Genomic DNA, 24,472 nt, shown 5'->3' on the forward strand with positions numbered 1-24,472 from the left:
TGCAGAAGGCAGCGATGATCATCGAACTCCGATTCTTTGCCAGCGTGCGCGAGCAGCTGGGCGTGTCCGCCGAGCGCGCCGACGTGCCGCCCGAGGTGCGCACCGTCGGCGCGCTGCGCCAGTGGCTGCGCCAGCGCGGCGGCGCCTGGGCCGAGACCCTAGCCGAGGGCCGCGCGCTGCGCATGGCCGTCGACCACGCCGTGGCCCGCGCCGATACCGCGCTCGCCGACGGCTGCGAAGTCGCGTTTTTCCCGCCCGTGACCGGAGGCTGAGATGAGCGTCAGGGTGCAGCGTGAGGATTTCGACCTCGGCGCCGAAGTCGCGGCACTGCGCGCCGATAACCCGCAGGTCGGCGCCGTGGCCAGCTTTATCGGCACCGTGCGCGACGTCAGCGAGGGCAGCGCCGTCAGCGCGATGGAGCTGGAGCACTACCCGGGCATGACCGAGAAGGCGCTGGCGCAGATCGAGGCGGCGGCATGCGCGCGCTGGGAGCTGCTGGGCGTCACCGTCATCCATCGTGTCGGCCCGCTGCTGCCGCTGGACCAGATCGTGCTGGTCGCGGTGGCATCGAAGCATCGCGGCAATGCCTTCGCCGCGTGCGAATTCATCATGGACTACCTCAAGTCCGAAGCGCCGTTCTGGAAGAAGGAAGAAACGCCGGAGGGCGCGCGCTGGGTCGATGCACGGGTGACCGATGAAGACGCGCTGAAGCGCTGGGGCATCCAGTCGATCAACGCCAGCGGCCAGGACCAGTCCTGATGGGGCCGTTGGGATTTGTCGCCGTCGGTGTCGGCGCCGCGGCGGGGGCATGGCTGCGCTGGGGCTTCGCGGTGCTCTGGAATGCCATCAATCCCGCGATGCCGTACGGTACGCTGGCGGCCAACCTGCTCGGCGGCTATCTGATCGGGCTGGCGGTCGGCTTTTTCGACACCCATGCCGGCCTGCCACCGGAATGGCGCCTGCTGGCCATTACCGGCTTCCTCGGCGGGCTGACCACGTTCTCGACGTTCTCGAGCGAGGTCGTGGCCAACCTGATGGCCGGTGACTACGGCTGGGCCGCGATGCACCTGCTGCTGCATCTCGGCGGCTCTTTGCTGCTGACCGCGCTGGGGCTCTGGACCTACCGCATGCTGGCCTGATCGGCGTCCCGGATCAGGGCCAGCAGCGCTGCGTTGAAGGCGGACGCCTGCTCCATATGCGGGCTGTGGCCCGCGCCGGGCACCACGCTGAACCCCGCCGCTGGCTGCAGGGCCCGCGTGGCAATGCCCACTGCCGGCGCATACAGGCGGCTGGACTCCCCATACAGATGGAACAGTGGCAGCCGCGCCGCGCGCAGCGTGTCGCGGAAATCCTGCCGCGCCATGTCTTCCCACAAGCTGGCCAGCGCCGCGGCATTGCACTGCTGCGCCATGTGCGCGACGCGCTGCGTCGCCGCCGCCTCCGGGCGCCGCCCTGCCGCCCACAAGCCTGATGCCACCGACGGCGCCAACCGGGGCCAATCGGCGCGGACGCGCTCTGCCATCTGCCGGGCATGGGTCAACTCGTAATGGCCGTGCAGCCCATGCGGCCAGCCCTGCTCGGTGACCATGCGGGGCGTCATGTCGATGCTGCCCACCGCCGCGAGCGGCAGTTGCGGCTGGTCGCGCAGCAGGGCCCAGGCCACCATCGCGCCCATCGACCAGCCCGCCACCACCACGTCAGCCAGTCCGAGGTGCGCGACCAGCGCGGCCACGTCGCACGCGAGCGCCGCGACGGTCGCGCCCGCGCGCTGCCGCGACAGGCCATGCCCGGCATGGTCGGGCGCGATCACGCGGAAGCCGGCCAGCGCCAGCGCGCGCTGTCCGTCAAAGGCCGCGCCGTTGACCGACCAGCCGTGCAGCAGCAGCAACGGCCGCCCTTGGCCGGCCTCGCGCCAGCCGGGCAGGTCGCCGCGCGCCGGATGGAGCGCATAGGGCGGCGCGGCGGGGCTGGCGGGTACCGGATCGGAAGCGTCCAACGGCGTGTCTCGGCAGGCTGGAGGGGTAAAGGATGCCCGGCATGCCGCCCGGGGTGAGGGTGCCCCTCTATTGACATCCACGCTTTGCAATTTATACGATGAAACATGAATCAGATATCAGGTTTTGCCTGAATGTCGGTTCCAGGCGACGGCGGGGCGATGGCAGGGGCGAGGAGGCGCCTGCCGACAATCTGCCGGCACTGGCAGTACAGGCAGCGGTCGGCATTTCCATGACAAGGCGCGCAGCGCCACCGGAGACAAGATGTCCACCACCCAGACTGGCGACACCGGCATAGCCGACGTCGACGCCACCGGCCCGGCCGGCGGCATGGGCCCGCCCAAGACCGCGCGCGGGCAGAAGACACGCGAGGCGCTGCTGCGCGCCGCCGAGAAAGTGTTTGGCGAGAAGGGCTACTACGCCGCGTCGATCTCCGAGATCACGCAGGAAGCCAAGGTGGCGATGGGCACCTTCTACCTGTATTTCAAGGACAAGGAAGACATCTTCCGCGCGCTGGTCGCGCACATGCTCGAACTGGTGCGCGCGCACCTGCGCAAGCACGTGGCCGCGGCCGAAACCCAGATGGAGGCCGAGCGCCTGGGGCTGAAGGCGTTCCTGTCCTTCGTTTCGCGCCACAAGAACCTGTACCGGATCGTGCTGGATTCTTACTCGGTGGACGAGACCATCTACAGCAGCTATTTCCAGGTATTCGCCGAGCTCTACAGCCGGCGCCTGACCCGCGCCGAAGAGCAGGGCGAGATCGTGCCCGGCGATGCCGAGGTGCGCGCCTGGTGCCTCATCGGCATCAGCAATTTCCTCGGCATGCGCTATGCGCGCTGGAAGCGTCCGCCGTCGATGGAGAAGGTGGTCGACACCGCGTTCGACCTGATCGCGCACGGCCTGCAGCCGCGCCAGACGCGATAGGCGCGATAGGCCCGATTGCGCAGTACCGGCCCGCATGCGCCGCCAGCCGGCATGCCACGCAGTTGCAGCAGGTTTCATCCCTACAAACACAAACGAGACCGAACCGAGGAGACCGCAATGCATCGCAACCCCCACGCCTTACGCGCCCTGGCCCTGGCCGCCGCGCTGCTCGGCGCCGGCGCCGCGCTGGCCAAGGATATTCGCATCGCCCACGTCTACGACAAGACCGGCGCGCTCGAGGCCTATGCCAAGCAGACCCAGACCGGCCTGATGATGGGCCTGGAATACGCCACCAACGGCACCATGACCGTCAACGGCAACAAGCTGGTGGTGATCGAGAAAGACACCCAGGGCAAGCCGGACGTGGCCAAGGCCCAGCTGGCCGCGGCCTACAGCGACGATCGCGCCGACATCGCGGTGGGCCCGACTTCGTCCGGCACGGCGCTGGCGATGCTGCCGGTGGCCGAGGAATACAAGAAGGTGCTGCTGGTCGAGCCCGCCGTGGCCGACTCCATCACCGGCGACAAGTGGAACCGCTATATCTTCCGCACCGGCCGCAATTCGTCGCAGGACGCGATTTCGAATGCGGTGGCGCTGGACAAGGCGGGCGTGCAGATCGCCACGCTGGCGCAGGACTATGCCTTCGGACGCGATGGCGTGAAGGCCTTCAAGGGCGCGTTGAAGAACGCAAAGATCGTCCATGAGGAATACCTGCCGACCAGCACCACGGACTTCACCGCCGGCGCGCAGCGGCTGTTCGATTCGCTCAAGGACAAGCCCGGCCGCAAGGTGATCTTCATCATCTGGGCCGGCGCCGGCAACCCGTTCAAGATCGCCGACCTGGACCCGAAACGCTACGGCATCGAGATCGCCACCGGCGGCAACATCCTGCCCGCGATGGCCAGCTACAAGAACTTCCCCGGCATGGAAGGGGCTACCTATTACTACTTCGGCATCCCCAAAAACAAGGCCAACGAGTGGCTGGTGTCCAACCACTACAGCAAGTTCAAGGCGCCGCCGGATTTCTTCACCGCCGGCGGCATGAGCGCGGGCATCGCGCTGGTCGAAGCCCTGAAGAAGACGCATGGCGAAACCGGCACCGAGAAGCTGATCGCGGCGATGGAAGGCATGTCGTTCGACACGCCCAAGGGCAGGATGACCTTCCGCAAGGAAGACCACCAGGCGATGCAGTCGATGTACCACTTCAAGATCAAGGTGGACCCGGCCTTTGCCTGGGGCGTGCCGGAGCTGGTGCGCGAGATCAGGCCCGAGGAAATGAACGTGCCCGTGCGCAACCACCGCTGATGGACGCGCCAGCCTCTTTCGCCAGGACCGCGCCGGCGCCTTCGCAGCCGGCGGGCCAGCTCGCTGGCGCGGCGGCGTCCGACTTGCGGCCGTTGCTGGAAACGCGCGGGCTCACCATCCGCTTTGGCGGGCATGTGGCCGTGAATGCGGTGTCGTGCGCGTTCCGGCCCGGCGAGCTGACCTGCATCGTGGGCCCCAACGGCGCCGGCAAAACCACGTACTTCAACCTGATCTCGGGACAGCTGCCGCCCACTGCCGGGCAGATCCTGCTCGACGGCGAGGACGTGACGCGCCTGCCTGTGTCGCAGAAGACCCGGCGCGGCATCGGCCGCGCGTTCCAGCTGACCAGCCTGTTCCCGCAGCTGTCGGTGCTGGAGAACGTGCGCCTGGCGGTGCAGGCGCGGCAGCAGCGCGGCATCGATTTGTTCTCGATGTGGTCGCGCCACCGCAACCTGCAGGCGCAGGCCATGGCCATCCTGGAACGCGTGGCGCTGGCCGGCAAGCGCCAGCTGACGGTGGCATCGCTGCCGCACGGCGACCAGCGCAAGCTGGAGGTCGGCATCCTGCTCGCGCTGCAGCCGCGCGTGTTCATGTTCGACGAGCCCACCGCGGGCATGAGCGTCGACGAAGTGCCGGTGATCCTGGACCTGATCCGCGAGATCCGCCAGGACCGCAGCAAGACCGTGCTGCTGGTCGAGCACAAGATGGACGTGGTGCGCTCGCTGGCCGACCGCATCATCGTGCTGCACAACGGCACGCTGGTGGCCGATGGCGATCCGGCCGAGGTGATTGCGTCGCCGGTGGTGCAGCAGGCCTACCTGGGCCTGCCGGAAGAGGAGGGCAGCCATGGCTGAGGCGACCGCGGCGCAGCCGATCCTGCAACTGCGTGACGTGCAGACCCATATCGGCCCGTATCACATCCTGCATGGCGTCAGCTTCGCGGTGCCGCGCGGCGGCGTGACCATGCTGCTGGGGCGCAACGGCGCCGGCAAGACCACCACGCTGCGCACCATCATGGGCCTGTGGCAGGCCAGCGCCGGCACCGTCAGCTTCAATGGCGCCGACATCACGCGCCACAGCACGCCGGCGATCGCGCAGGCCGGCATTGCCTACGTGCCCGAGAACATGAGCGTGTTCTCCGACCTGACCGTGGCCGAGAACATGCGCCTCGCCGCCCGCACCGGCGCCATCGACGAACGCCGGCTGGACTGGGTATTCCGCATGTTTCCCGCGCTGAAGACGTTCTGGCACCAGCGCGCCGGCGTGCTCTCGGGCGGGCAGAAGCAGATGCTGTCGGTGGCGCGCGCCATCATCGAGCCGCGCCAGCTGCTGATTGTCGACGAGCCTACCAAGGGACTGGCGCCGGCGATCATCCAGAACATGATCCATGTATTCCGCGAGCTGAAGCAGACCGAGGTGTCGATCCTGCTGGTGGAGCAGAACTTCCATATGGCGAAATCGGTGGGCGATACGGTGGTGGTGATGGACGATGGCCGCACGGTGCATAGCGGCACGATGGCGGCGCTGGCGGAGGACGAGGCGCTGCAGCAGCGGCTGCTGGGGTTGTCGCTGGCGGCGCACCAGTAGGCCTTTGCGCTTGCGCAGGCCGGAGCACACAATCAGCACGAACAAGCACATGACGACTTCATCAACCACCTTGCCGGCCGCAACTCCGGCCGCACCGCCCGGCGTCCGCCTCGACTGGACCCCGCTGGCGCTCGCGCCCTTGCTGATGCTGCTGGCCTTTCCGCTGGTCGGCAGCCCGTCGACCTGGCTCACGCTGACCATTGCCGGCCTGGCGATGGGGATGATCATCTTCGTGGTGTCGTCCGGCCTGACGCTGGTGTTCGGCCTGATGGACGTGCTCAACTTCGGCCATGGCGCCTTTATCGCGTTGGGCGCCTATGTCGCGGCCTCGGTGCTGCTGCCGCTGGCGGGCTGGGCCGAGGCCGACAGCCTGGCGCTGAACCTGTCGGTGTTTGCCCTGGCGATCGCCGCGGCGATGGTGGCAGCCGGCGCGGTCGGGCTCTTCTTCGAACGCGTGGTGGTGCGTCCGGTCTACGGGCAGCACCTGAAGCAGATCCTGATCACGATGGGCGGCATGATCGTGGCCGAGCAGCTGATCAAGGCGATCTGGGGGCCGGAAACCATCGCGCTGCAGGTGCCCACCACCTTCCGCGGCGCGGTGCTGCTGGGCGACTCGGCGATCGAGAAGTACCGGCTGATCGCGATGGCGCTGGGGCTGGTGATCTTCATCGCCATGCTGCTGCTGCTCAACCGCACCCGCATCGGCCTGCTGATCCGCGCCGGGGTGGAGAACCGCGAGATGGTCGAGGCGCTGGGGTACCGGGTGCGCCGGCTGTTCGTCGGCGTGTTCGTCGCTGGCGCCGCGCTGGCGGGTCTGGGCGGCGTGCTGTGGGGGCTGTACCAGCAGAACATCACGGCGGCGATCGGGGCGCAGGTCAATGTACTGATCTTCATCGTGATCATCATCGGCGGACTGGGCTCAACCACCGGCTGCTTTGTCGGGGCACTGCTGGTGGGGCTGATGGCCAACTACACCGGTTTCCTGTTCCCAAAGGTTGCGCTGTTCTCCAACATCCTGCTGATGATGCTGATCCTGCTGTGGCGCCCGCAAGGGCTGTTCCCGGTGGCGCGGCGCTGAGGAGAACGACATGATCCGACTTCTCTCCGGCGACCTGCCGCGCAGCCGCGTGCTGGCGGCGCTGCTGCTGCTGATCCTGATTGCGCTGGCATGCGCGCCGTTTGCGTTCCCCGGCGCGCGCGCGCTCAACATGGCGGCCAAGATCTGCATCTTCGTGGTGCTGGTGGCCAGCTACGATCTGCTGCTGGGCTATACCGGCATCGTCTCGTTTGCCCACACCATGTTCTTCGGCATCGGCGGCTATGGCGTGGCCATCGCCATGTCACGCATGGAGCCGGGCTGGGGCGCATTGCTGGCCGGCACCGCCGGCGCGCTGGCGGTATCGGCGCTGCTGGCCTTCCTGATCGGGCTGTTCTCGCTGCGGGTGCGGGCGATCTTCTTCGCCATGATCACGCTGGCGGTGGCCACCGCCTTCGCCACGCTGGTCTCGCAGTTGTCGGAGTGGACCGGGGGCGAGGACGGGCTGACCTTCAAGGTGCCGGAGGTGCTGCGCCCCGGCTTTACGCTGGGCGACGCCGAATGGCTGGGCGTGCCGCTGAGCGGCAAGCTGCTCAGCTACTACCTGGTATTCGCCGGCGCGCTGGTGCTGTTCCTGGCGCTGCTGCGCATCGTCAATTCGCCGTTCGGCCGGGTGCTGCAGGCAATCCGCGAGAACGACTTCCGCGCCGAGGCGATCGGCTACCGCACCGTGGTCTACCGCACGGTGTCGACGGTGCTGTCCGCCATGTTCGCCACACTGGCGGGCGTGCTGATGGCAATCTGGTTGCGCTACAACGGGCCCGACACTTCGCTGTCGTTCGAGATCATGGTCGATATCCTGCTGATCGTGGTGATCGGCGGCATGGGCACGCTCTACGGCGCGGTGATCGGCACCGTGCTGTTCCTGCTGGCGCAGACCTACCTGCAGGACGTGATGAAGCTGGCCAGCGACGGCACCAACGCGCTGCCGCTGCTGTCGGCGCTGCTGCATCCCGACCGCTGGCTGCTATGGCTGGGCCTGCTGTTCGTGCTGAGCGTCTATTATTTCCCGCAGGGCGTGGTGGGCCGGCTGCGCGGTAGCGGCCCGGTCCAGGACATCGCCAGCTGAGCGGAGGCTAGCCCATGTACGTGATCGACTGGCTGCACCGGAACGCGCAGCATTTCCCCGACAAGGTCGCGCTGGTGGACGTGGAGAGCGGTCGCCACGTGACCTACCGCCATGTCGACGAGCGCGCCAGCCGCTTTGCCGAATACCTGCGCGACCATCTGCGCCTGGCGCCGGGCACGCGCGTGGCGGTGCTGGCGCACAACAGCTCGGACTATCTCGAGATGCTGTATGGCTGCGCCAAGGCCGGCATGGTGATGGTGTGCCTGAACTGGCGCCTGCCCGCGGCCGAACTGCTGCCGATCCTGCAGGACTGCACGCCGCAAGTGCTGGTGGCCGGCGACGGCTTCCTGGGCGTGGCGGCGGAACTGGCCCGCGCGATGCCGCTGCGCGCGGTGCTGCACCTGGCCGATGATGAAGCCGCCGACGTGCCCGGCGGCTGGACCGAATACGAGGCCGTGCTCGATGCCGCGTCCGGCCGCATCATCGAGATGCCGTGCCGTGACGAGAGCGAAATCTGGCACCTGCTCTACACCTCCGGCACCACCGGCAAGCCCAAGGGCGTGATCCAGACCTACGGCATGGTGTTCTTCAACGCCGTCAACGCGATGCTGGCCAACCAGATCACGCGTGACGACGTGTTCCTCAACGTGCTGCCGTTCTTCCATACCGGCGGCCTGAACCTGTATGCCAACCCGGTGCTGCACGCCGGCGGCACGGTGCACATCATGCGGCAGTTCGAGCCGCAGGCCGTGCTGGCCCGGCTCGACCGCGGCAGCGGCGCGGGCATCACCATGTTCTTTGCGGTGCCGGCGGTGTACCTGTTCATGAGCCAGCACCCACGCTTTGCGCAGGCAGACCTGTCCGGCGTGCGCAATATGGCGGCGGGCGGCTCGCCGGTGCCGCGGCCACTGCTGGAAGCCTACCTGGCCAAGGGCGTGACCATCCGCTTCGGCTTTGGCATGACCGAGACCGGCCCCACGGTCTTCGTTTGCGACGAGGACACCGCGCGCCGCAAGCTCGGCAGCATCGGCAAGCCGGTGGGATCGATGCTGACCCGCATCGTCGATCCGCTCGGCGTGGACGTAGGCCCCGGCGAGCGCGGCGAACTGCTGATCAAGGGGCCGGGCGTGACGCCGGGCTACTGGAAGCTGCCCGAGGCCACCGCGCAGGCGCTGCGCGACGGCTGGCTGCATTCCGGCGACATCGCCTATTGCGATGAGGACGGCGACTACTACATCGTCGACCGCGCCAAGGACATGTTTATCTCGGGCGGCGAGAACGTCTATCCGGCCGAGGTCGAGAACGTGCTGTTCCAGTTGCCGGGCGTGGCCGAGGCCGCGGTGATCGGCACGCCGGACCCGCGCTGGGGCGAGGTCGGCATGGCGCTGGTGGTGCTGCGCCCGGGTGCCGCGCTGGACGCGGATGCCGTGATCGCCCATTGCAAGGCGCACCTGGCCGGCTACAAGGTGCCGCGCCAGGTGCGCTTTCTCGACGCGCTGCCGCGCACGCCGTCCGGCAAGGTGGAAAAGCACAAGCTGCGTGCGGACCTTGCCGGCAACAGCGACTGAGGCGCGCACACCCCAGTCCCCGAGGTTTGATGTTGTTCCCGTTGTTCGCGGTCGCAGTCCTTGCAGTCTTTCGCAGTCTTCCATCGACGTATGTCTCGACGGCCCCGGCACGGGGCGACAGAAGGAGGTTGACATGCAATCCACGCAGCATTCCCCGCGGCGGCACCGCGGCCTCAGGCTCACGGCGCTGGCGGCGGCCGCATCGATGCTGGCCGCATGCGGCTCGGGCGACGGCGACAACGGCAATGGCGGCAAGCCCAATACCAAGCCCGCCTATATCGGCGCGGTCACCATCAGCAGCTACGACGGCGCCACCGACGACCTGCTGACCGCAGGCCTGGGCAAGGACGGCCTGGCCAGCAGCACGGCGCCACTGCCGCTCAACCCGGCCGCGCCCACCGCGGCGGAACTGCGGCGCTATGCGATCTATACCAACTATCGCGCCATTGTCGACACCAGTGCCGGCGGCGGCTACGGCTCGCTCTATGGGCCCAACGTCGATGCACAGGGCAATATCACCGCGTCGGAGGGCAAGGTCGTGGGCGTGGAGTATGTGGCCTACTCCGACGACGGCTCGGGCCGGCAGAACGTGACCATGCTGGTGCAGATACCGGCCTCGTTCAACCCCGCCACGCCATGCCTGATTACCGCGACCTCGTCGGGCTCGCGCGGCGTCTATGGGGCCATCGGCACCGGCGAATGGGGCCTGAAGCGTGGTTGCGCGGTGGCCTATACCGACAAGGGCACCGGCGCCGCCCCGCATGACCTCGATACCGACACGGTGGCGCTGATCGACGGCACCCGCACCACGCGCGCGGCCGCCGGCAACAACGCGCACTTCGCCGCGCCGGCCGGCGCCACCTCGCTGGCGGAATTCACCGCCGCCAACCCGCACCGGCTGGCGTTCAAGCACGCGCATTCGCAGCGCAATCCCGAGAAGGACTGGGGCAAGTTCACGCTGCAGGCGGTCGAGTTTGCGCTGTGGGCCATCAATGACCGCGTCGGCGCCGTGTCGGCCAACGGCACGCGCCAGCGCACGCTGGACCAGGACAAGGTGCTGGTGATCGCATCGAGCGTGTCCAATGGCGGCGGCGCCGCCGTGGCGGCCGCGGAGCAGGATGCCGGCGGCCTGATCGACGGCGTGGCGGTGGCCGAGCCCAACCTCAACATGCCGCCCAACACTGGCATCGTGGTGCGGCGCGGCGCGGCGCAGGTAGCGGCCTCGGGGCTGACGCTGTACGACTACACCACCACCGCCAACCTGCTGCAGCACTGCGCCGGGCGCGCCACCGCGCTGGCCCAGGCGCCGTTCTACACCAACCCGACCATGGCGCCGTTCTTCGCCGCGCGCTGCCAGACGCTGGCCGAGAAAGGGCTGGTCACCGGCGCCAACACCGACCAGCAGAGCGCCAGCGCGCTGCAGGCGCTGCGTGCGGCCGGCTGGGAAGCAGAATCGGACGACCTGCACCCGTCGCTGGCCGCGTTCGACGTGGCGGCCGCGATCTCGGTCACCTATGCCAACGCCTATGCGCAGGCCAGCGTGACCGACCGGCTGTGCGGCTACAGCTTTGCCGCCACGCTGACCGACCTGAAGCCCGCCGCGATCGCACCGGCCGCGCTGGCGTCGATGTACGCCACCGGCAACGGCATTCCGCCGCAGGCGCCGGTCCAGCTGATCAACGACCGCGATCCGCAGCACGGGCCCTACCTGAACCTGCCGTCCGTGTCCGCCTCGACCCAGCGCGCCGACCTCAACTACGACGGCGCCAGCTGTCTGCGCAGCTTGCTGAGCGGCTCAGATGCCGCGGCGCTTGCATTGCAGGCCGGCCAGGCGCTGACGCTGCGCAACGGCAACCTGCGCGGCAAGCCGGCGCTGATCGTGCATGGGCGCAGCGACGCGCTGCTGCCGGTCAACCATACCTCGCGCCCCTACCTGGGCCTGAACCGCCAGCAGGAGGGCGTGACCAGCAAGCTGTCCTACGTGGAGGTCGAGAACGCGCAGCACTTCGATGCCTTCATCGGCGTGGTGCCGGGCTACAGCAACCGCTATGTGCCGCTGCACGTCTACCTGAACCGGGCCCTGGACGCGGTCTACGACAACCTGACCACGGGCAGGGCGCTGCCGCCGTCGCAGGTGGTGCGGACCACGCCGCGCGGCGGCACCCTCAACACCCCGGCGCCCGCGCTGCTGCCGTCCAACGTGCCGCCGTTCGCCGCCACGCCGGCACCCGGCAATGCCATCACCGTCAACGCCAATACCGTACAGGTGCCCGACTGATGCACGACCACCCGCCGCGCGTGCTGTCGCAGCGCGATTTCGACCGCTTCGCCGCGCTGTCGCGCGACGACAACCCGATCCACTGCGATCCGGCCTTCGCCCGTGGCACGCATTTCGGTGCCACGGTGGCGCACGGCATGTTGCTGTTCTCGCTGCTGTGCGCGCATAGCGCGCGGCAATTGCCAGGGCCGGCTTTGCCGGTCGTGCAGACGCTGATGTTTCCGGCACCGGCGTTCGCTGGCGATGCGGTGCAGTTTGCGCTCTCTGCGCAGCCGGCGTCCGCCGGGCTTGCTGCCTACGCCACCACGGTGAGCTGTGCGGCCGGGTCCGGCGACGCGCCGCGGGTGACGGCCGTCGGCGAGTCGCGCTGGCTTGCGGGCGCGAGTCCCGGCGCGCTGGCCGGGCAGCCACCCGCACCGGACCCTGCCGCGGAGGCTGGCGACGCAGCCCTGTACGGGTTGCGTCCGGGTCAGCAGGCGGGCGCGGTGCGGGCCTTCACCGCGGCGGACCTGGACGAGTACATCGCGCTCACTGAAGACGACAACCCGTTCCACGCCGATGCAGGCTTTGCCCGCGCCCGGGGCTTCGCCGGCCCGCTGGTGCCGCTGCCATTGCTGGCCGGCATGTTCTCGGACCTGCTCGGCACCCGGCTGCCCGGGCGCGGCACCGGCTGGATGAAGCAGTCGCTGCGGCTGGCGGCGCCGGCCTGGCTGGACGAGCCGCTGACGGCGCGGGTGCGCATCGTGCGGCTGCGCGCGGACAAGGATCTGGTCAACCTGGCCAGCGTGGTCACCGGCGCGGACGGCCGGGTGGTGGTGCAGGGCGAGTCGCTGGTGCTGGTCCGCAACCTCGCCGACAAGGCCGCAGACCGCGCCGCGTAGCCGGGGCGCGTATCGCTGGCATCACATGCCGGCGCCACAGCGCGCCCGCGCCGCGCAACGCCGGAGCGCGCGAGCCCGTGCGGAATGCGGCCTTGAAATGTCACGGCAAAGCCTTATCTTTCGGTATGACATCGAGTGTCCGGCAGGGCATACGGGCGCGCCGGCAAACCGCCGCCGGCGCCAGCACCCCCGCATCAGGACACGACCTATCCGAGAGAGGGAATCCTTATGCGTCTTGACAAGCTGACCACCCGGTTCCAGGAAGCGCTGGCTGAAGCGCAAAGCCTGGCGCTGGCCAACGACAACCAATACATCGACCCGCAGCACGTGCTGCGCGCGCTGCTGTCGCAGGACGACGGCGCTGCCAAGGCACTGCTTTCGCGCGCGGGAGTCAACGTGCAGGGACTGCAGACGGCGCTGGACGCTGCCATCAAGCGCCTGCCGCAAGTGCAGGGCACCAATGAGGTCCAGATCAGCCGCGACCTGGGCAACCTGCTCAACGCCACCGAGAAAGAAGCGCTCAAGCGCGGCGACCAGTTCATCGCCAGCGAGCTGTTCCTGCTTGCCGTGTCCGACGACAAGGGTGACGCCGGGCGCATCGCTCGCGAGAACGGGCTGAACCGCAAGTCGCTGGAATCGGCCATCCAGGCCGTGCGCGGCGGCGAATCTGTCAACAGCGCCGAGGCCGAGGGCCAGCGCGAGGCCCTGAAGAAATACACCATCGACCTGACCGAGCGCGCCCGCATCGGCAAGCTCGATCCCGTGATCGGCCGCGACGACGAGATCCGCCGCGCGATCCAGATCCTGCAGCGCCGCACCAAGAACAATCCGGTGCTGATCGGCGAGCCGGGCGTGGGCAAGACCGCCATCGTCGAAGGGCTGGCGCAGCGCATCGTCAATGGCGAGGTGCCCGAGAGCCTGAAGAACAAGCGCGTGCTGGTGCTTGACATGGCCGGGCTGCTGGCCGGCGCCAAGTACCGCGGCGAGTTCGAGGAACGGCTCAAGGCCGTGCTGAACGACGTCGCCAAGGACGAAGGCCAGACCATCGTCTTCATCGACGAGATCCATACCATGGTGGGCGCGGGCAAGGCAGAGGGCGCGATCGACGCGGGCAACATGCTCAAGCCGGCGCTGGCGCGCGGCGAGCTGCACTGCATCGGCGCGACCACGCTGGACGAATACCGCAAGTACATCGAGAAGGATGCCGCGCTGGAGCGCCGCTTCCAGAAGGTGCTGGTCGACGAGCCGACCGTGGAAGCCACCATCGCCATCCTGCGCGGCCTGCAGGAGAAGTATGAGCTGCACCACGGGGTCGAGATCACCGACCCGGCCATCGTCGCCGCGGCGGAGTTGTCGCATCGCTATATCACCGACCGCTTCCTGCCCGACAAGGCCATCGACCTGATCGACGAGGCCGCCGCGCGCATCAAGATGGAAATCGATTCCAAGCCGGAGTCGATGGACAAGCTCGAGCGCCGCACCATCCAGCTGAAGATCGAGCGCGAAGCGGTCAAGAAAGAGACCGACGAAGCCTCGCTCAAGCGCCTGGAGCTGATCGAGCAGGAAATCACGCGCCTGGAGAAGGAGTACGCCGACCTCGACGAAATCTGGAAGGCCGAGAAGGGCGCCGCGCAGGGCACGGCCGCGCTGAAGGAAGAGATCGAGAAGGTCAAGCTCGAGATCTCCAGGCTGCAGCGCGAAGGCAAGCTCGACAAGGTTGCCGAGCTGCAGTACGGCAAGCTGCCGGGCCTGGAAGGCAAGCTCAAGGCCGCGACCGATGCCGAGGCCAGCGAGCAGAAGCAGCCCAACAAGCTGCTGCGCACGCAGGTGGGCGCCGAGGAAATCGCCGAAGTGGTGAGCCGCGCGACCGGCATCCCGGTATCGAAGATGATGCAGGGCGAGCGCGAGAAGCTGCTGAAGATGGAAGACCGCCTTCATGGGCGCGTGGTCGGCCAGGACGAGGCCGTGCGACTGGTGTCCGATGCCATCCGCCGTTCGCGTGCCGGGCTGGCCGACGAGAACAAGCCCTATGGCTCGTTCCTGTTCCTGGGCCCGACCGGGGTCGGCAAGACCGAGCTGTGCAAGGCGCTGGCCGAGTTCATGTTCGATTCGGAAGAACACCTGATCCGCATCGACATGAGCGAGTTCATGGAGAAGCACAGCGTCAGCCGCCTGATCGGCGCGCCGCCGGGATACGTGGGCTACGAGGAAGGCGGCTACCTGACCGAGGCCGTGCGCCGCAAGCCGTACAGCGTGGTGCTGCTCGACGAAGTCGAGAAGGCCCACCCGGACGTCTTCAACGTGCTGCTGCAGGTGCTGGACGATGGCCGCCTGACCGATGGCCAGGGCCGCACGGTGGACTTCAAGAACACGGTGATCGTGATGACCTCCAACCTCGGTTCGCAGATCATCCAGGCGATGAGCGGCGAGCCGCAGGAAGCGATCAAGGGCGCGGTCTGGCAGGAAGTGCGCACGCATTTCCGGCCGGAGTTCCTGAACCGGATCGATGAAGTCGTGGTGTTCCACGCGCTCGACCAGAAGAACATCGAGTCGATCGCGCGCATCCAGCTGCAGCGCCTGCAGGCCCGCCTGGCCCGCATGGACATGACGCTGGAGGTTACCGACCATGCGCTGGAGAAGATCGCCAGCGCGGGCTACGACCCGGTGTTCGGCGCCCGTCCGCTCAAGCGAGCGATCCAGCAGCAGATCGAGAACCCGGTGGCGCGGGCCATCCTCGAAGGCAAATTTGCCGCCAAGGATGTGGTGCCGGTGGATTACGTCGACGGGGAATTCACGTTCGGGCGGAAGCTGGACTGAGGCGGCTTGGGCCTCCCCGCACACGGGGAGGCCTGGACAAGCGTTGCCATGCACAATCCCTGCGCACGAGCGCAGGGATTTTTTCATTTTAGTCGCCGTGTAATGCGGTCCGCACCCGTGCAAATATTTCACTCGGCTTTGGAGACGGCGCTACGGCAGCCAAGGGATTGCAGGGTGATGCGAAGTGGCACGCTTTTCGCGTTACAAAAGGGTTGAGTTTCCGCACAAGGCGCTGCGCCCACGCAGCCCCACTTCCAGGAGCCCTTTATGAACGACAAGCCTTTCCTCACAGACGTCAAGACCCTGCGCGAGCGTGCGCGTCAGCACATCGACGAAGGCGCGGTGACCGCGGGCTACGCGGCCGACCGCGACACCGTACTGAAGCTGCTGAACGACGCGCTGGCGACCGAGCTGGTCTGCGTGTTGCGCTATCGTCGCCACTACTTCATGGCCAAGGGGCCCAACTCGAAGAGCGTGGCCGATGAATTCCTGGCGCATTCGAATGAAGAGCAGGGCCATGCCGACCAGATTGCCGAGCGCATCGTGCAACTGGGCGGCGAGCCTGACTTTGCCCCGGACGGGCTGACCAGCCGCTCGCATGCGGAGTATGTGGCCGGCACCTCGCTGACCGACATGATCAAGGAAGACCTGGTAGCCGAGCGCATTGCCATCGACAGCTACCGGGAGATCATCCAGTTTTTGGGCGAGCGCGACCCGACATCGCGCCGGCTGATGGAATCGATCCTGGCCGTGGAAGAGGAGCATGCCGACGAGATGGCGGACCTGCTGAGCCGGCAGGGCGGCGGCTGATGCGATTGCCGGGCACTTGATATTGGTCAAGCCGCGACCGCGGCCGTCCCGATAAGATCTGCTCTGTCATGGAGATGCGGGGGCGCTCTTCATGACTTGTCTACCCGTTTCCAGAATGGAAACTTCGCCCGCACCGGTTTGCCGGTGCGGGCGTTTTCTTTTGGGCGTGCCGGTTGAGCCACCTGGGCGAGCGGCCCCTGCGCCGGCTAATACCCTTCGCGGGTATGCCCATATTTCCGCCGAATCTTATGCAGAAAACGGCGAAGGATCGGCGAAACCCTTCGTTCCGTTCGGCATGCCCCGTCGGTAGTCTTGCTCCTGACACCAGCCCGCCTCGCCAGGCGGGCCACGCAAACAGGCGCACGGCGCCAATCACGACACTGACGGGAGCAACACAAGATGATCCGCAAACTGGCCATCGGCCTGGCCGTCCTGGCAGCAATCGGCGCGGCGCAGACCGCGAGCGCTGCCAACCTGCTGAACGTTTCCTACGATCCGACGCGCGAGCTGTATGTCGATGTCAACGCCGCCTTCGCCAAGGCCTGGAAGGCCCAGGGCGGCGACGCCGTGAACGTGCGCCAGTCGCACGGCGGCTCGGGCAAGCAGGCGCGCTCGGTGATCGACGGGCTCGACGCCGACGTGGTCACGCTGGCGCTGGGCTACGACATCGACGCCATCGCCGAGAAGGGCCTGATCAAGCCGGACTGGCAGAAGCGCCTGCCGCACAACGCCGCGCCGTACACCTCGACCATCGTGTTCCTGGTGCGCAAGGGCAATCCCAAGGGCATCAAGGACTGGGGCGATCTGGTCAAGCCCGGCGTGCAGGTGATCACGCCCAACCCCAAGACCTCGGGCGGCGCGCGCTGGAACTACCTGGCGGCGTGGGGCTATGCGTTGCGCCAGCCGGGTGGCAACGAGGCCAAGGCGCGCGACTTCGTCGGCGAACTGCTCAAGCATGTGCCCGTGCTGGATTCGGGCGCGCGCGGCGCGACTACTACCTTTGTCGAGCGCGGCCTGGGCGATGTGCTGATCGCGTGGGAGAACGAAGCGATCCTGGCGATCAAGGAGTTGGGCCCGGACAAGTTCGACATCGTCGCGCCGTCGGTGTCGATCCTGGCCGAGCCGCCGGTGGCCGTGGTCGACAAGGTGGTCGACAAGAAGGGCACGCGCAAGGCGGCCGAGGCCTACCTGCAGTTCCTGTACACCGAGGAAGGGCAGGAGATCGCGGCCAAGAACTACTACCGCCCGATCTCGCAGAAGGCCGCGGCCAAGTACGCCGCCAATTTCCCCAAGGTGAAGCTGTTCACCATCGACGAGGTGTTCGGCGGCTGGCAGAAGGCGCAGAAGGCCCACTTCGCCGACGGCGGCTCGTTCGATCAGATCTACCAGCCCGGCAAGAAATAAGACCCCTGGACCGGCGCGCCGGGGCCGCATGGGGCGGCCGCGGCGTCGACCGGTCCATCCGAACAAGGAAGCCCGATGTCCATCCTGACGCTCTCCGGCAGCCCGTCGGCCCAGTCCCGCTCTGGTCTCGTGCTGGCGCATCTGCGCACGGCGCTCGAGGCTGCCGGTGAACGCACCCGCCACCTAGACCTGCGCGACCTTCCCGCCGGTCCGCTGCTGGCCGCGCGCGCCGACGACCCGGTCATCGATGCCGCCACGCGTGCGGTGGCGGAGGCGCAGGTGGTGGTACTGGCCACGCCGGTCTACAAGGCCGCCTACAGCGGCCTGCTCAAGGCCTTCCTGGATCTGCTGCCGCAGTCCGGGCTGCGCGAGAAGATCGTGCTGCCGATCGCCACGGGCGGCAGCCTGGCGCATGCGCTGGCGATCGACTATGCGCTGCGGCCGGTGCTGGCCGCACTTGGCTCGCGCCAGATCCTGCCCGGCATCTTTGCCGTGGACCAGCAGATCGAAGCGGTCGATGCCGCCGGCGCGCGCCAGGCGCGCTTCGATGCCGCGCTGACCGCGCGGCTGGACGAAGGCGTGCTGCGCGTGCGCGATGCGCTGGCGCATGCCCGCATCGAGGTGCCGCTCGACGTGGTGCCCGGCGCCTACGTCTGGCACGCCGCCGCGATCTCGGTGGCCGAGCGATGTTCCGCCTGAACTGATGGCTTGACTGTAGTGGCGCCGGCCAGCCCGGCGCGACGGCAGCGACGCGATGCCACCCGTCACGCGGGGCCGGCAGGGCGGCGTGCTGCCGCAACCATCCCGGACATCGATCTGGCCCGCAGCACATCGGCGCGGGCCATGGAGGACTTCACATGACAACGACCAAGCCGCTGCGCACGGCAAGCCAGCGCCGCCGACTCTTAACCGCCGCGCTGGTGCTTGCCACTGGCCTGGCCTACGGGCTGCTGCCCGGCCGCGCCGAGGCGCAGTCGAACCATATCGATCCCAAGGTGCTGCGCATCGGCTACCAGAAGTACGGCACGCTGACGCTGCTGAAGGCGCGCGGCACGCTGGAGAAGCGCCTGGCGCCGCAAGGCATCAGCGTCCGGTGGACCGAGTTTCCGGCGGGGCCGCAGCTGCTTGAGGGCCTCAATGTCGGCGCCATCGACTTCGGCACCGTCGGCGAGGCGCCGCCGATCTTTGCGCAGGCCGCGGGGGCGCAGCTGGCCTATGTCGGCAACGAGCCGCCGGCACCGGTGGCCGAGGCCATCGTCGTGCCCAGGGGCTCGGCGCTGCGCTCGGTGGCCGACCTGCGCGGCAAGCGCGTGGCGCTGAACAAGGGCTCCAACGTGCATTACCTGCTGGTGCGCCAGCTGGAGCAGGCCGGCATTCCCTACAGCGAGATCCAGCCGGTCTATCTGCCGCCGGCCGATGCGCGCGCCGCCTTCGAGCGCGGCGCGGTGGATGCGTGGGTGATCTGGGACCCGTTCCTGGCCGCCGCCGAGAAGCAGCTGGGCGCGCGCGTGCTGGCCGATGGCCGCGGTGCGGATGGCAAGAACCTGGTCAGCAACCACCAGTTCTACCTGGCGTCGCGCCCCTATGCCCAGGCCCGGCCGGAGATCCTCAGCCTGATCCTGGATGAACTGGCCACGTTGGGCACCTGGGCGCAACAGCACCCGAAGGAGGCCACCACGGTGCTCACCGGTGAAACCGGGCTGCCGGCCGATGTGCTCGCGCTTGCGGTGTCGCGCTTCTCGTACGGCGCGCGCCCGGTCAGCGCCGGGGTGCTGACCGAGCAGCAACGCATTGCCGACGCCTTCCATGCGCTGAAGCTGATCCCCAAACCGGTCAAGGTGTCAGAAGCGCGCTGGGCCGCACCACAGCAGCAGGCCGGGCGATAACACCGGCCAGGCAGAACAGGAGCACCACATGCAAGTTTTCTGGTTCATCCCCACCCATGGCGACAGCCGCTACCTGGGCACCTCCGAAGGCGCGCGCGCGGTCGGTTTCGACTACCTCAGGCAGGTCGCCGTGGCCGCCGACACGCTGGGCTATGAAGGCGTGCTGATCCCGACGGGCCGCTCATGCGAAGACCCGTGGGTGGTGGCATCGGCGCTGGCCGCGGTGACGCAGCGCCTGAAATTCCTGGTCGCGGTGCGCCCCGGGCTGATGGCACCGACCCTGGCCGCGCGCATGGCCGCGACCTTCGACCGCATCTCCAGTGGCCGCTTGCTGATCAACCTCGTCACCGGTGGCGATCGCGCCGAACTGGAGGGCGACGGCCTGTTCCTCGACCACACCGCGCGTTACGAGGCCTCGGCCGAATTCCTGCGCATCTGGCGCCAGGTGCTGGCCGCCAGCCATGACGGCGACAAGGTCGATTACCAGGGCAGGCACCTGAGCGTGAAGGGCGCCACCGTGCTCTACCCGCCGCTGCAGCGGCCGCATCCGCCGGTTTATTTCGGCGGCTCGTCGGCACCGGCGCATGCGCTGGCCGGCGAGCAGGTCGATACCTACCTGACCTGGGGCGAGCCGCCCGCGGCGGTGGCGCAGAAGCTGGACGACGTGCGCCGCCACGCCGCCCGCCACGGCCGCACGGTGAAGTTCGGCATCCGCCTGCATGTGATCGTGCGCGAAACCGATGCGGCGGCATGGGCCGCGGCCGAGGACCTGATCAGTCGGCTCGACGACGACACCGTGGCGCGCGCGCAGGCCGTGTTCGCCAACATGGATTCCGAAGGCCAGCGCCGCATGGCCGCACTGCACGCGGGCGGCACCCGCCGCACGCGCGAGGCGCTGGAGATCAGCCCCAACCTGTGGGCCGGCGTCGGGCTGGTGCGTGGCGGCGCCGGCACCGCGCTGGTGGGCGACCCGCGTACCGTGGCCGAGCGCCTGCGCGAATACGCCGAGCTGGGCATCGACACCTTCGTGCTGTCCGGCTATCCGCACCTGGAAGAAGCCTACCGTTTCGCCGAACTGGTGTTCCCGCTGCTGCCGCGCGCGGTGCGGGCGAAGTTTGACACGCTGCCGGGCAAGGTGCTGTCCGGCCCGTTCGGTGAAGTCATGGCGACCGGCATCGTGCCGCGCGCCGCGCAAAGCTGAAGGAGGCGCAACCATGACGACTCCGCTATTGCCACCGCCGCGCCAGGCGCCGCAGGCATTGTGGCGCGCGGCCGCGCCGTGGATCGTGCCGATGCTGCTGATCGTCGCGTGGCAGCTGGCCTCGCAGAACGGCTGGCTGTCCAGCCGCGTGCTGCCGGCCCCGCTGGCCGTGGTGCAGGCCGCGTGGGAGCTGGCGCGCTCGGGCGAGCTGTGGCGGCACGTCGGCGTCAGCACCTGGCGCGCGCTGCTGGGGTTTGCCATCGGCGGCGGGCTGGGCCTGCTGCTGGGCCTGCTGACGGGCACCTTCCGCACCGCCGCCACGCTGCTCGACAGCACGCTGCAGATGGTGCGCAACATCCCGGCGCTGGCACTGATCCCGCTGGTGATCCTGTGGTTCGGCATCGACGAGAGCGCCAAGCTGTTCCTGGTGTCGCTGGGCGTGTTTTTCCCGGTGTACCTGAACACCTACCACGGCATCCGCTCGGTCGACGCGGGGCTGGTGGAGATGGCGCGCAGCTACGGCCTGTCCGGCTGGCGGCTGTATCGCGAGGTGATCCTGCCCGGCGCGCTGCCGGGCATCCTGGTGGGCATGCGTTTCGCGCTGGGGCTGATGTGGGTGGTGCTGATCGTGGCGGAAACCATCTCCGCGCAAGCGGGCATCGGCTACATGACCATGAATGCGCGCGAGTTCCTGCAAACCGACGTGGTGCTGGTCGGCATCCTGCTCTATGCGCTGCTGGGCAAGCTGGCCGACTGGCTGTCGCGCGGGCTCGAGCGCTACTGGCTGCGCTGGCACCCGGGCTACGCGGCGGCCTGAGCGGCGCCGGCAACCAATCAAGGCAAGGAGATCGAGATGCAGATGTATCCGGTGGAACAGGCGGCCCTGGCCGAGCTGGAAGCGGGCCTGGCGCGGCGCGAGGCGTCCGCTGTGTCGGACGTGGCACGCGCGGTGCCTGCCAAGGCGGCCGGCGGCGTGGCGCTGCGCGTGAACCAGGTAGTCAAGCGCTACGACGGCCGCACCGTGCTGCACGACGTGGCGCTGGAGGTTGCGCCGGGCGAGTTCCTGGCCATCGTCGGCCGCAGCGGCTGCGGCAAGAGCACCTTGCTGCGGCTGGTGGCCGGGCTCGAGGCGGCCGACGGCGGCAGCATCGCCATCGACGGCGAGGCCGCTGCCACGGGCCGCGCGCCGTCGGCGGACGTGCGCGTGATGTTCCAGGACGCGCGGCTGCTGCCGTGGAAGCGCGTGCTGGACAACGTGGCGCTGGGCCTGCCGCGCGCACGCCGCGCCGAGGCGGCGCAGGTGCTGGCGCAGGTCGGGCTGGCCGACCGTGCGCAGGCGTGGCCGGCTCGGCTGTCCGGCGGCCAGCGCCAGCGCGTGGCGCTGGCGCGCGCGCTGGTGCATCACCCGCAGCTGTTGCTGCTCGACGAACCGCTGGGCGCGCTGGATGCGCTGACGCGCATCGAAATGCAGGCGCTGATCGAAGCGCTGTGGCGCCGGCTGGGCTTCACCGCGCTGCTGGTCACGCACGATGTCTCCGAAGCGGTGGCGCTGGCCGACCGCATCGTGCTGATCGAGGACGGCCGCATCGCCATGGACTCGCGCGTGGCGCTGGCGCGTCCGCGCGAACGCGGCGCCGCGGGCTTTGCGCAACTGGAAGCCGAGGTGCTGCAGCGGGTGATGCGGCCGTCGCCGCCGACGGCCGCGCAAGCCGGTGCGCAGGCAGCCGCGCCCGCGGCTCCGGCGCCACTGAATGTGAGCTGGGCGGCCTGACGGCAGCGCGCCCGGCCAGGGTTGCGCCGTAGTGCCGGGCTGCGCATATCGACAGTCCTTAATCTTCATACGCTCGCGCGCGCCGAGCTTCTATCATGAGCAGGCAGGCAGCCGCTGGCGTCGCGCTTGCCCATCACCCATCACTCATCAGACCGCGAGCCCGAATGGCCCGGTCAAGCCAAGGATCACCATGCCAGGCGTGCATGAACCCACGGACGCAGCGTCTGCGCTCCAACGCTATCTCGAATCGCTGCCGCGCCAGCCGCTGGCGGACCGGCAACTGTGGCGCGATGCGCGCGGGCAGGTGCAGGGCCAGTTCTTCAACTGCTCGCTGACCAGCGCGTTCGAGCCGCTGGTGACGCTGGCCGACCGGCAGGTGGTGGCGCATGAAGGCGCGATCCATACCTATGCCGAGGACGGCGTCGGCCTGGCGGCATGGAAGCTGTTCGCGATGGCGGCGGACGATCACACCCTGGTGTCGCTGGACCGGCTGTCGCGCCTGTTGCACGCCATCAACTACTTTGCCGCGGACGGCGAGCACAAGCTGGTGCTGAACGTGCACAACCGACTGCTGGCCGCGGTGGCCGACGACCACGGCGCGGCCTTCCGGCGCGCGCTGCAGTCGCTGGGGTTGCCGCTGGAACGCTTCGTGATCCAGGTGCCGGCCAGCGCCAATGATGATCTGGCGTTGCTGCTGCATGTGGTCGGCAACTACCGGCGCAACGGCTTCGCGGTGAGCCTGCAAGCCTCGGACCCGGCCGAGGCGGGTGCGCTGATGGCACATGCGCTGCCGGACTGGCTCAAGCTCGACATGCGCCGCACCTGGACCGACCGCCAGCTGTCCGGCCTGCGCGCCAGCGCAGCCAGCGCCGGCGTCACGCTGATCGGGCGGCGCTTGCAGGACGCCGAGAGCATCGAGCGCCTGCAGGCGGCCGGCATCGGCCTGGGGCAGGGCGCCTTTGCCGGCGGGCTGGTGAATGCGGCCGCGCTGCGCGCGGCGGATCGATCGGGCGCGGCATCCCATGCCGCGACGTTGCATGCACTGAACGAGGAGCCGGTATGACGCCATCGGACAGGACCGCACCCGGCCGTGCCACGCGGCTGGAAATTCCCCGCCATCTGCAGGTGCTGACGGTGCCCGGCCTGCACGGCAGCGGCCCGGGACACTGGCAGAGCCGCTGGGAGCAACAGTTTCCGGACTGGCAGCGGGTGGAGCAGCATGACTGGTCGCGGCCGAGCCTGCCGCTGTGGGCCGAGCGCGTTTCCGAAGGCGTGATGCGGGCCCGGCGCGTAGCCGCACGCGGCGCCGTGCTGGTGGCGCACAGCTTCGGCTGCCTGGCCACGCTGCGCCAGGCGGCGCTGGACCCGGTCGGCATCGCCGGCGCCTTGCTGGTGGCGCCGGCCGATCCGGACAAGTTTGGCGTGGCGGCCTTGCTGCCCGCCTACCGGCTGCCATTCCCGACCATCCTCGCGGCCAGCCGCAACGACCCGTGGATGTCACAGCGCACCGCGTTCTCTTGGGGCACGCTGTGGGGCAGCGAACTGGTCGACGTGGGCCATCTCGGCCATATCAACGCCGACTCGGGCCTGGGCGAGTGGCCGGAAGGCCTCGCACTGCTCGATACCTTGGTGCAGCGTATTGCACAGGCCGGCGACGCCAGCGCTCCGAGTGCTTCAATCACCCCCTGGGAGGCCGGGGTCGAAGTTGCCTCCACGGTCCCTTATATCTAAACCGTCTAAGAAAATTCATAAAGATTCGTTCTTTTTATAAAGGCGGGTCTGCAGAATCTGTCTCGTAGGCCGGCGCAATATGCGCCGGCGTCATAAAGAACGGCGTGCCGGACCTGGCCATCGGGCCTGGCAGCGCACCGCTCACAGACG

At 68.5% G+C, this 24,472-nt stretch carries 23 protein-coding genes; 22 read left to right on the forward strand and 1 reads right to left on the reverse strand.

Annotated features, from left to right (window positions below; genetic code table 11):
• Positions 1-14 precede the first annotated feature (14 nt).
• The 3 genes from moaD to crcB are packed head-to-tail and all read left to right on the forward strand — an operon-like array spanning position 15 to position 1,139.
• Positions 15-272: a molybdopterin converting factor subunit 1 gene (moaD, locus tag MKD50_RS07480; RefSeq protein ID WP_111517778.1), complete on the forward strand. Its 258-nt coding sequence runs from the start codon at positions 15-17 to the stop codon at positions 270-272.
• Position 273: 1 nt separating this feature from the next.
• Positions 274-759, forward strand: coding sequence for a molybdopterin synthase catalytic subunit MoaE (gene moaE / locus MKD50_RS07485; RefSeq protein WP_252666758.1), 486 nt, complete (start codon positions 274-276; stop codon positions 757-759).
• Positions 759-1,139, forward strand: a complete 381-nt coding sequence (gene crcB, locus MKD50_RS07490) for a fluoride efflux transporter CrcB (protein ID WP_240072250.1) — start codon at positions 759-761, stop codon at positions 1,137-1,139. Before moaE ends, crcB begins: the two co-directional genes overlap by 1 nt.
• On the opposite strand, the gene MKD50_RS07495 is transcribed toward crcB, so the two are convergent.
• Positions 1,121-1,996, reverse strand: coding sequence for an alpha/beta fold hydrolase (locus tag MKD50_RS07495; RefSeq protein WP_252666759.1), 876 nt, complete (start codon positions 1,994-1,996; stop codon positions 1,121-1,123). The two genes, crcB and MKD50_RS07495, sit on opposite strands and share 19 nt — an antisense overlap.
• Before the next feature lie 262 nt (positions 1,997-2,258).
• On the opposite strand from MKD50_RS07495, the gene MKD50_RS07500 reads away from it, so the two are divergent.
• From MKD50_RS07500 to MKD50_RS07590, 19 genes are all read left to right on the forward strand, one after another.
• The gene (locus tag MKD50_RS07500) at positions 2,259-2,918 is read left to right on the forward strand and encodes a TetR/AcrR family transcriptional regulator (protein WP_115680462.1); all 660 of its coding nucleotides are present in this window, start codon (positions 2,259-2,261) and stop codon (positions 2,916-2,918) included.
• Between the two features lie 117 nt (positions 2,919-3,035).
• On the forward strand, positions 3,036-4,223 hold the full coding sequence (locus MKD50_RS07505) for a substrate-binding domain-containing protein (protein ID WP_252666760.1): 1,188 nt from the start codon (positions 3,036-3,038) through the stop codon (positions 4,221-4,223).
• 92 nt (positions 4,224-4,315) lie between these two features.
• Complete coding sequence (locus tag MKD50_RS07510; RefSeq protein ID WP_252666883.1) at positions 4,316-5,077, forward strand: ABC transporter ATP-binding protein; 762 nt, start codon at positions 4,316-4,318, stop codon at positions 5,075-5,077.
• Positions 5,070-5,810 (forward strand): ABC transporter ATP-binding protein, encoded by a 741-nt coding sequence (locus MKD50_RS07515; protein ID WP_116312706.1) that lies wholly within the window; start codon positions 5,070-5,072, stop codon positions 5,808-5,810. Before MKD50_RS07510 ends, MKD50_RS07515 begins: the two co-directional genes overlap by 8 nt.
• A 49-nt stretch (positions 5,811-5,859) precedes the next feature.
• Positions 5,860-6,888: a branched-chain amino acid ABC transporter permease gene (locus MKD50_RS07520; RefSeq protein WP_240072245.1), complete on the forward strand. Its 1,029-nt coding sequence runs from the start codon at positions 5,860-5,862 to the stop codon at positions 6,886-6,888.
• Positions 6,889-6,898: 10 nt separating this feature from the next.
• Positions 6,899-7,975, forward strand: coding sequence for a branched-chain amino acid ABC transporter permease (locus tag MKD50_RS07525; RefSeq protein WP_115703516.1), 1,077 nt, complete (start codon positions 6,899-6,901; stop codon positions 7,973-7,975).
• Positions 7,976-7,989: 14 nt separating this feature from the next.
• Positions 7,990-9,543, forward strand: coding sequence for an acyl-CoA synthetase (locus MKD50_RS07530; RefSeq protein WP_115703514.1), 1,554 nt, complete (start codon positions 7,990-7,992; stop codon positions 9,541-9,543).
• 133 nt (positions 9,544-9,676) lie between these two features.
• A complete protein-coding gene (locus tag MKD50_RS07535; protein WP_252666761.1) occupies positions 9,677-11,821 on the forward strand; it encodes a D-(-)-3-hydroxybutyrate oligomer hydrolase in 2,145 nt (714 codons plus the stop codon).
• On the forward strand, positions 11,821-12,702 hold the full coding sequence (locus tag MKD50_RS07540) for a MaoC/PaaZ C-terminal domain-containing protein (protein WP_252666762.1): 882 nt from the start codon (positions 11,821-11,823) through the stop codon (positions 12,700-12,702). Before MKD50_RS07535 ends, MKD50_RS07540 begins: the two co-directional genes overlap by 1 nt.
• Positions 12,703-12,930: 228 nt before the next feature.
• Positions 12,931-15,519 carry an ATP-dependent chaperone ClpB gene (clpB, locus tag MKD50_RS07545; protein WP_115703508.1) on the forward strand — a complete coding sequence of 863 codons (2,589 nt, stop codon included), beginning with the start codon at positions 12,931-12,933 and terminating at the stop codon, positions 15,517-15,519.
• Positions 15,520-15,786: 267 nt separating this feature from the next.
• On the forward strand, positions 15,787-16,329 hold the full coding sequence (locus MKD50_RS07550; protein ID WP_092308920.1) for a ferritin-like domain-containing protein: 543 nt from the start codon (positions 15,787-15,789) through the stop codon (positions 16,327-16,329).
• 399 nt (positions 16,330-16,728) lie between these two features.
• A complete protein-coding gene (locus MKD50_RS07555; protein WP_115703506.1) occupies positions 16,729-17,733 on the forward strand; it encodes a sulfate ABC transporter substrate-binding protein in 1,005 nt (334 codons plus the stop codon).
• 75 nt (positions 17,734-17,808) lie between these two features.
• Positions 17,809-18,432: an NADPH-dependent FMN reductase gene (gene ssuE / locus MKD50_RS07560; protein ID WP_252666763.1), complete on the forward strand. Its 624-nt coding sequence runs from the start codon at positions 17,809-17,811 to the stop codon at positions 18,430-18,432.
• A 158-nt stretch (positions 18,433-18,590) separates the two neighbouring features.
• Complete coding sequence (locus MKD50_RS07565; protein ID WP_252666764.1) at positions 18,591-19,619, forward strand: sulfonate ABC transporter substrate-binding protein; 1,029 nt, start codon at positions 18,591-18,593, stop codon at positions 19,617-19,619.
• 28 nt (positions 19,620-19,647) lie between these two features.
• Positions 19,648-20,820 (forward strand): FMNH2-dependent alkanesulfonate monooxygenase, encoded by a 1,173-nt coding sequence (gene ssuD, locus MKD50_RS07570; RefSeq protein WP_252666765.1) that lies wholly within the window; start codon positions 19,648-19,650, stop codon positions 20,818-20,820.
• A 13-nt stretch (positions 20,821-20,833) separates the two neighbouring features.
• Complete coding sequence (ssuC, locus tag MKD50_RS07575) at positions 20,834-21,637, forward strand: aliphatic sulfonate ABC transporter permease SsuC (RefSeq protein WP_252666766.1); 804 nt, start codon at positions 20,834-20,836, stop codon at positions 21,635-21,637.
• 36 nt (positions 21,638-21,673) lie between these two features.
• Positions 21,674-22,591 (forward strand): ATP-binding cassette domain-containing protein, encoded by a 918-nt coding sequence (locus MKD50_RS07580; RefSeq protein ID WP_252666767.1) that lies wholly within the window; start codon positions 21,674-21,676, stop codon positions 22,589-22,591.
• Between the two features lie 190 nt (positions 22,592-22,781).
• Positions 22,782-23,654, forward strand: coding sequence for an EAL domain-containing protein (locus MKD50_RS07585; RefSeq protein ID WP_252666768.1), 873 nt, complete (start codon positions 22,782-22,784; stop codon positions 23,652-23,654).
• Positions 23,651-24,322: an RBBP9/YdeN family alpha/beta hydrolase gene (locus MKD50_RS07590; protein WP_252666769.1), complete on the forward strand. Its 672-nt coding sequence runs from the start codon at positions 23,651-23,653 to the stop codon at positions 24,320-24,322. Before MKD50_RS07585 ends, MKD50_RS07590 begins: the two co-directional genes overlap by 4 nt.
• Positions 24,323-24,472 lie beyond the last annotated feature (150 nt).

The sequence above is a fragment of the Cupriavidus mimosae genome (genome assembly GCF_023952485.1).
Lineage (GTDB): Bacteria > Pseudomonadota > Gammaproteobacteria > Burkholderiales > Burkholderiaceae > Cupriavidus > Cupriavidus taiwanensis_C.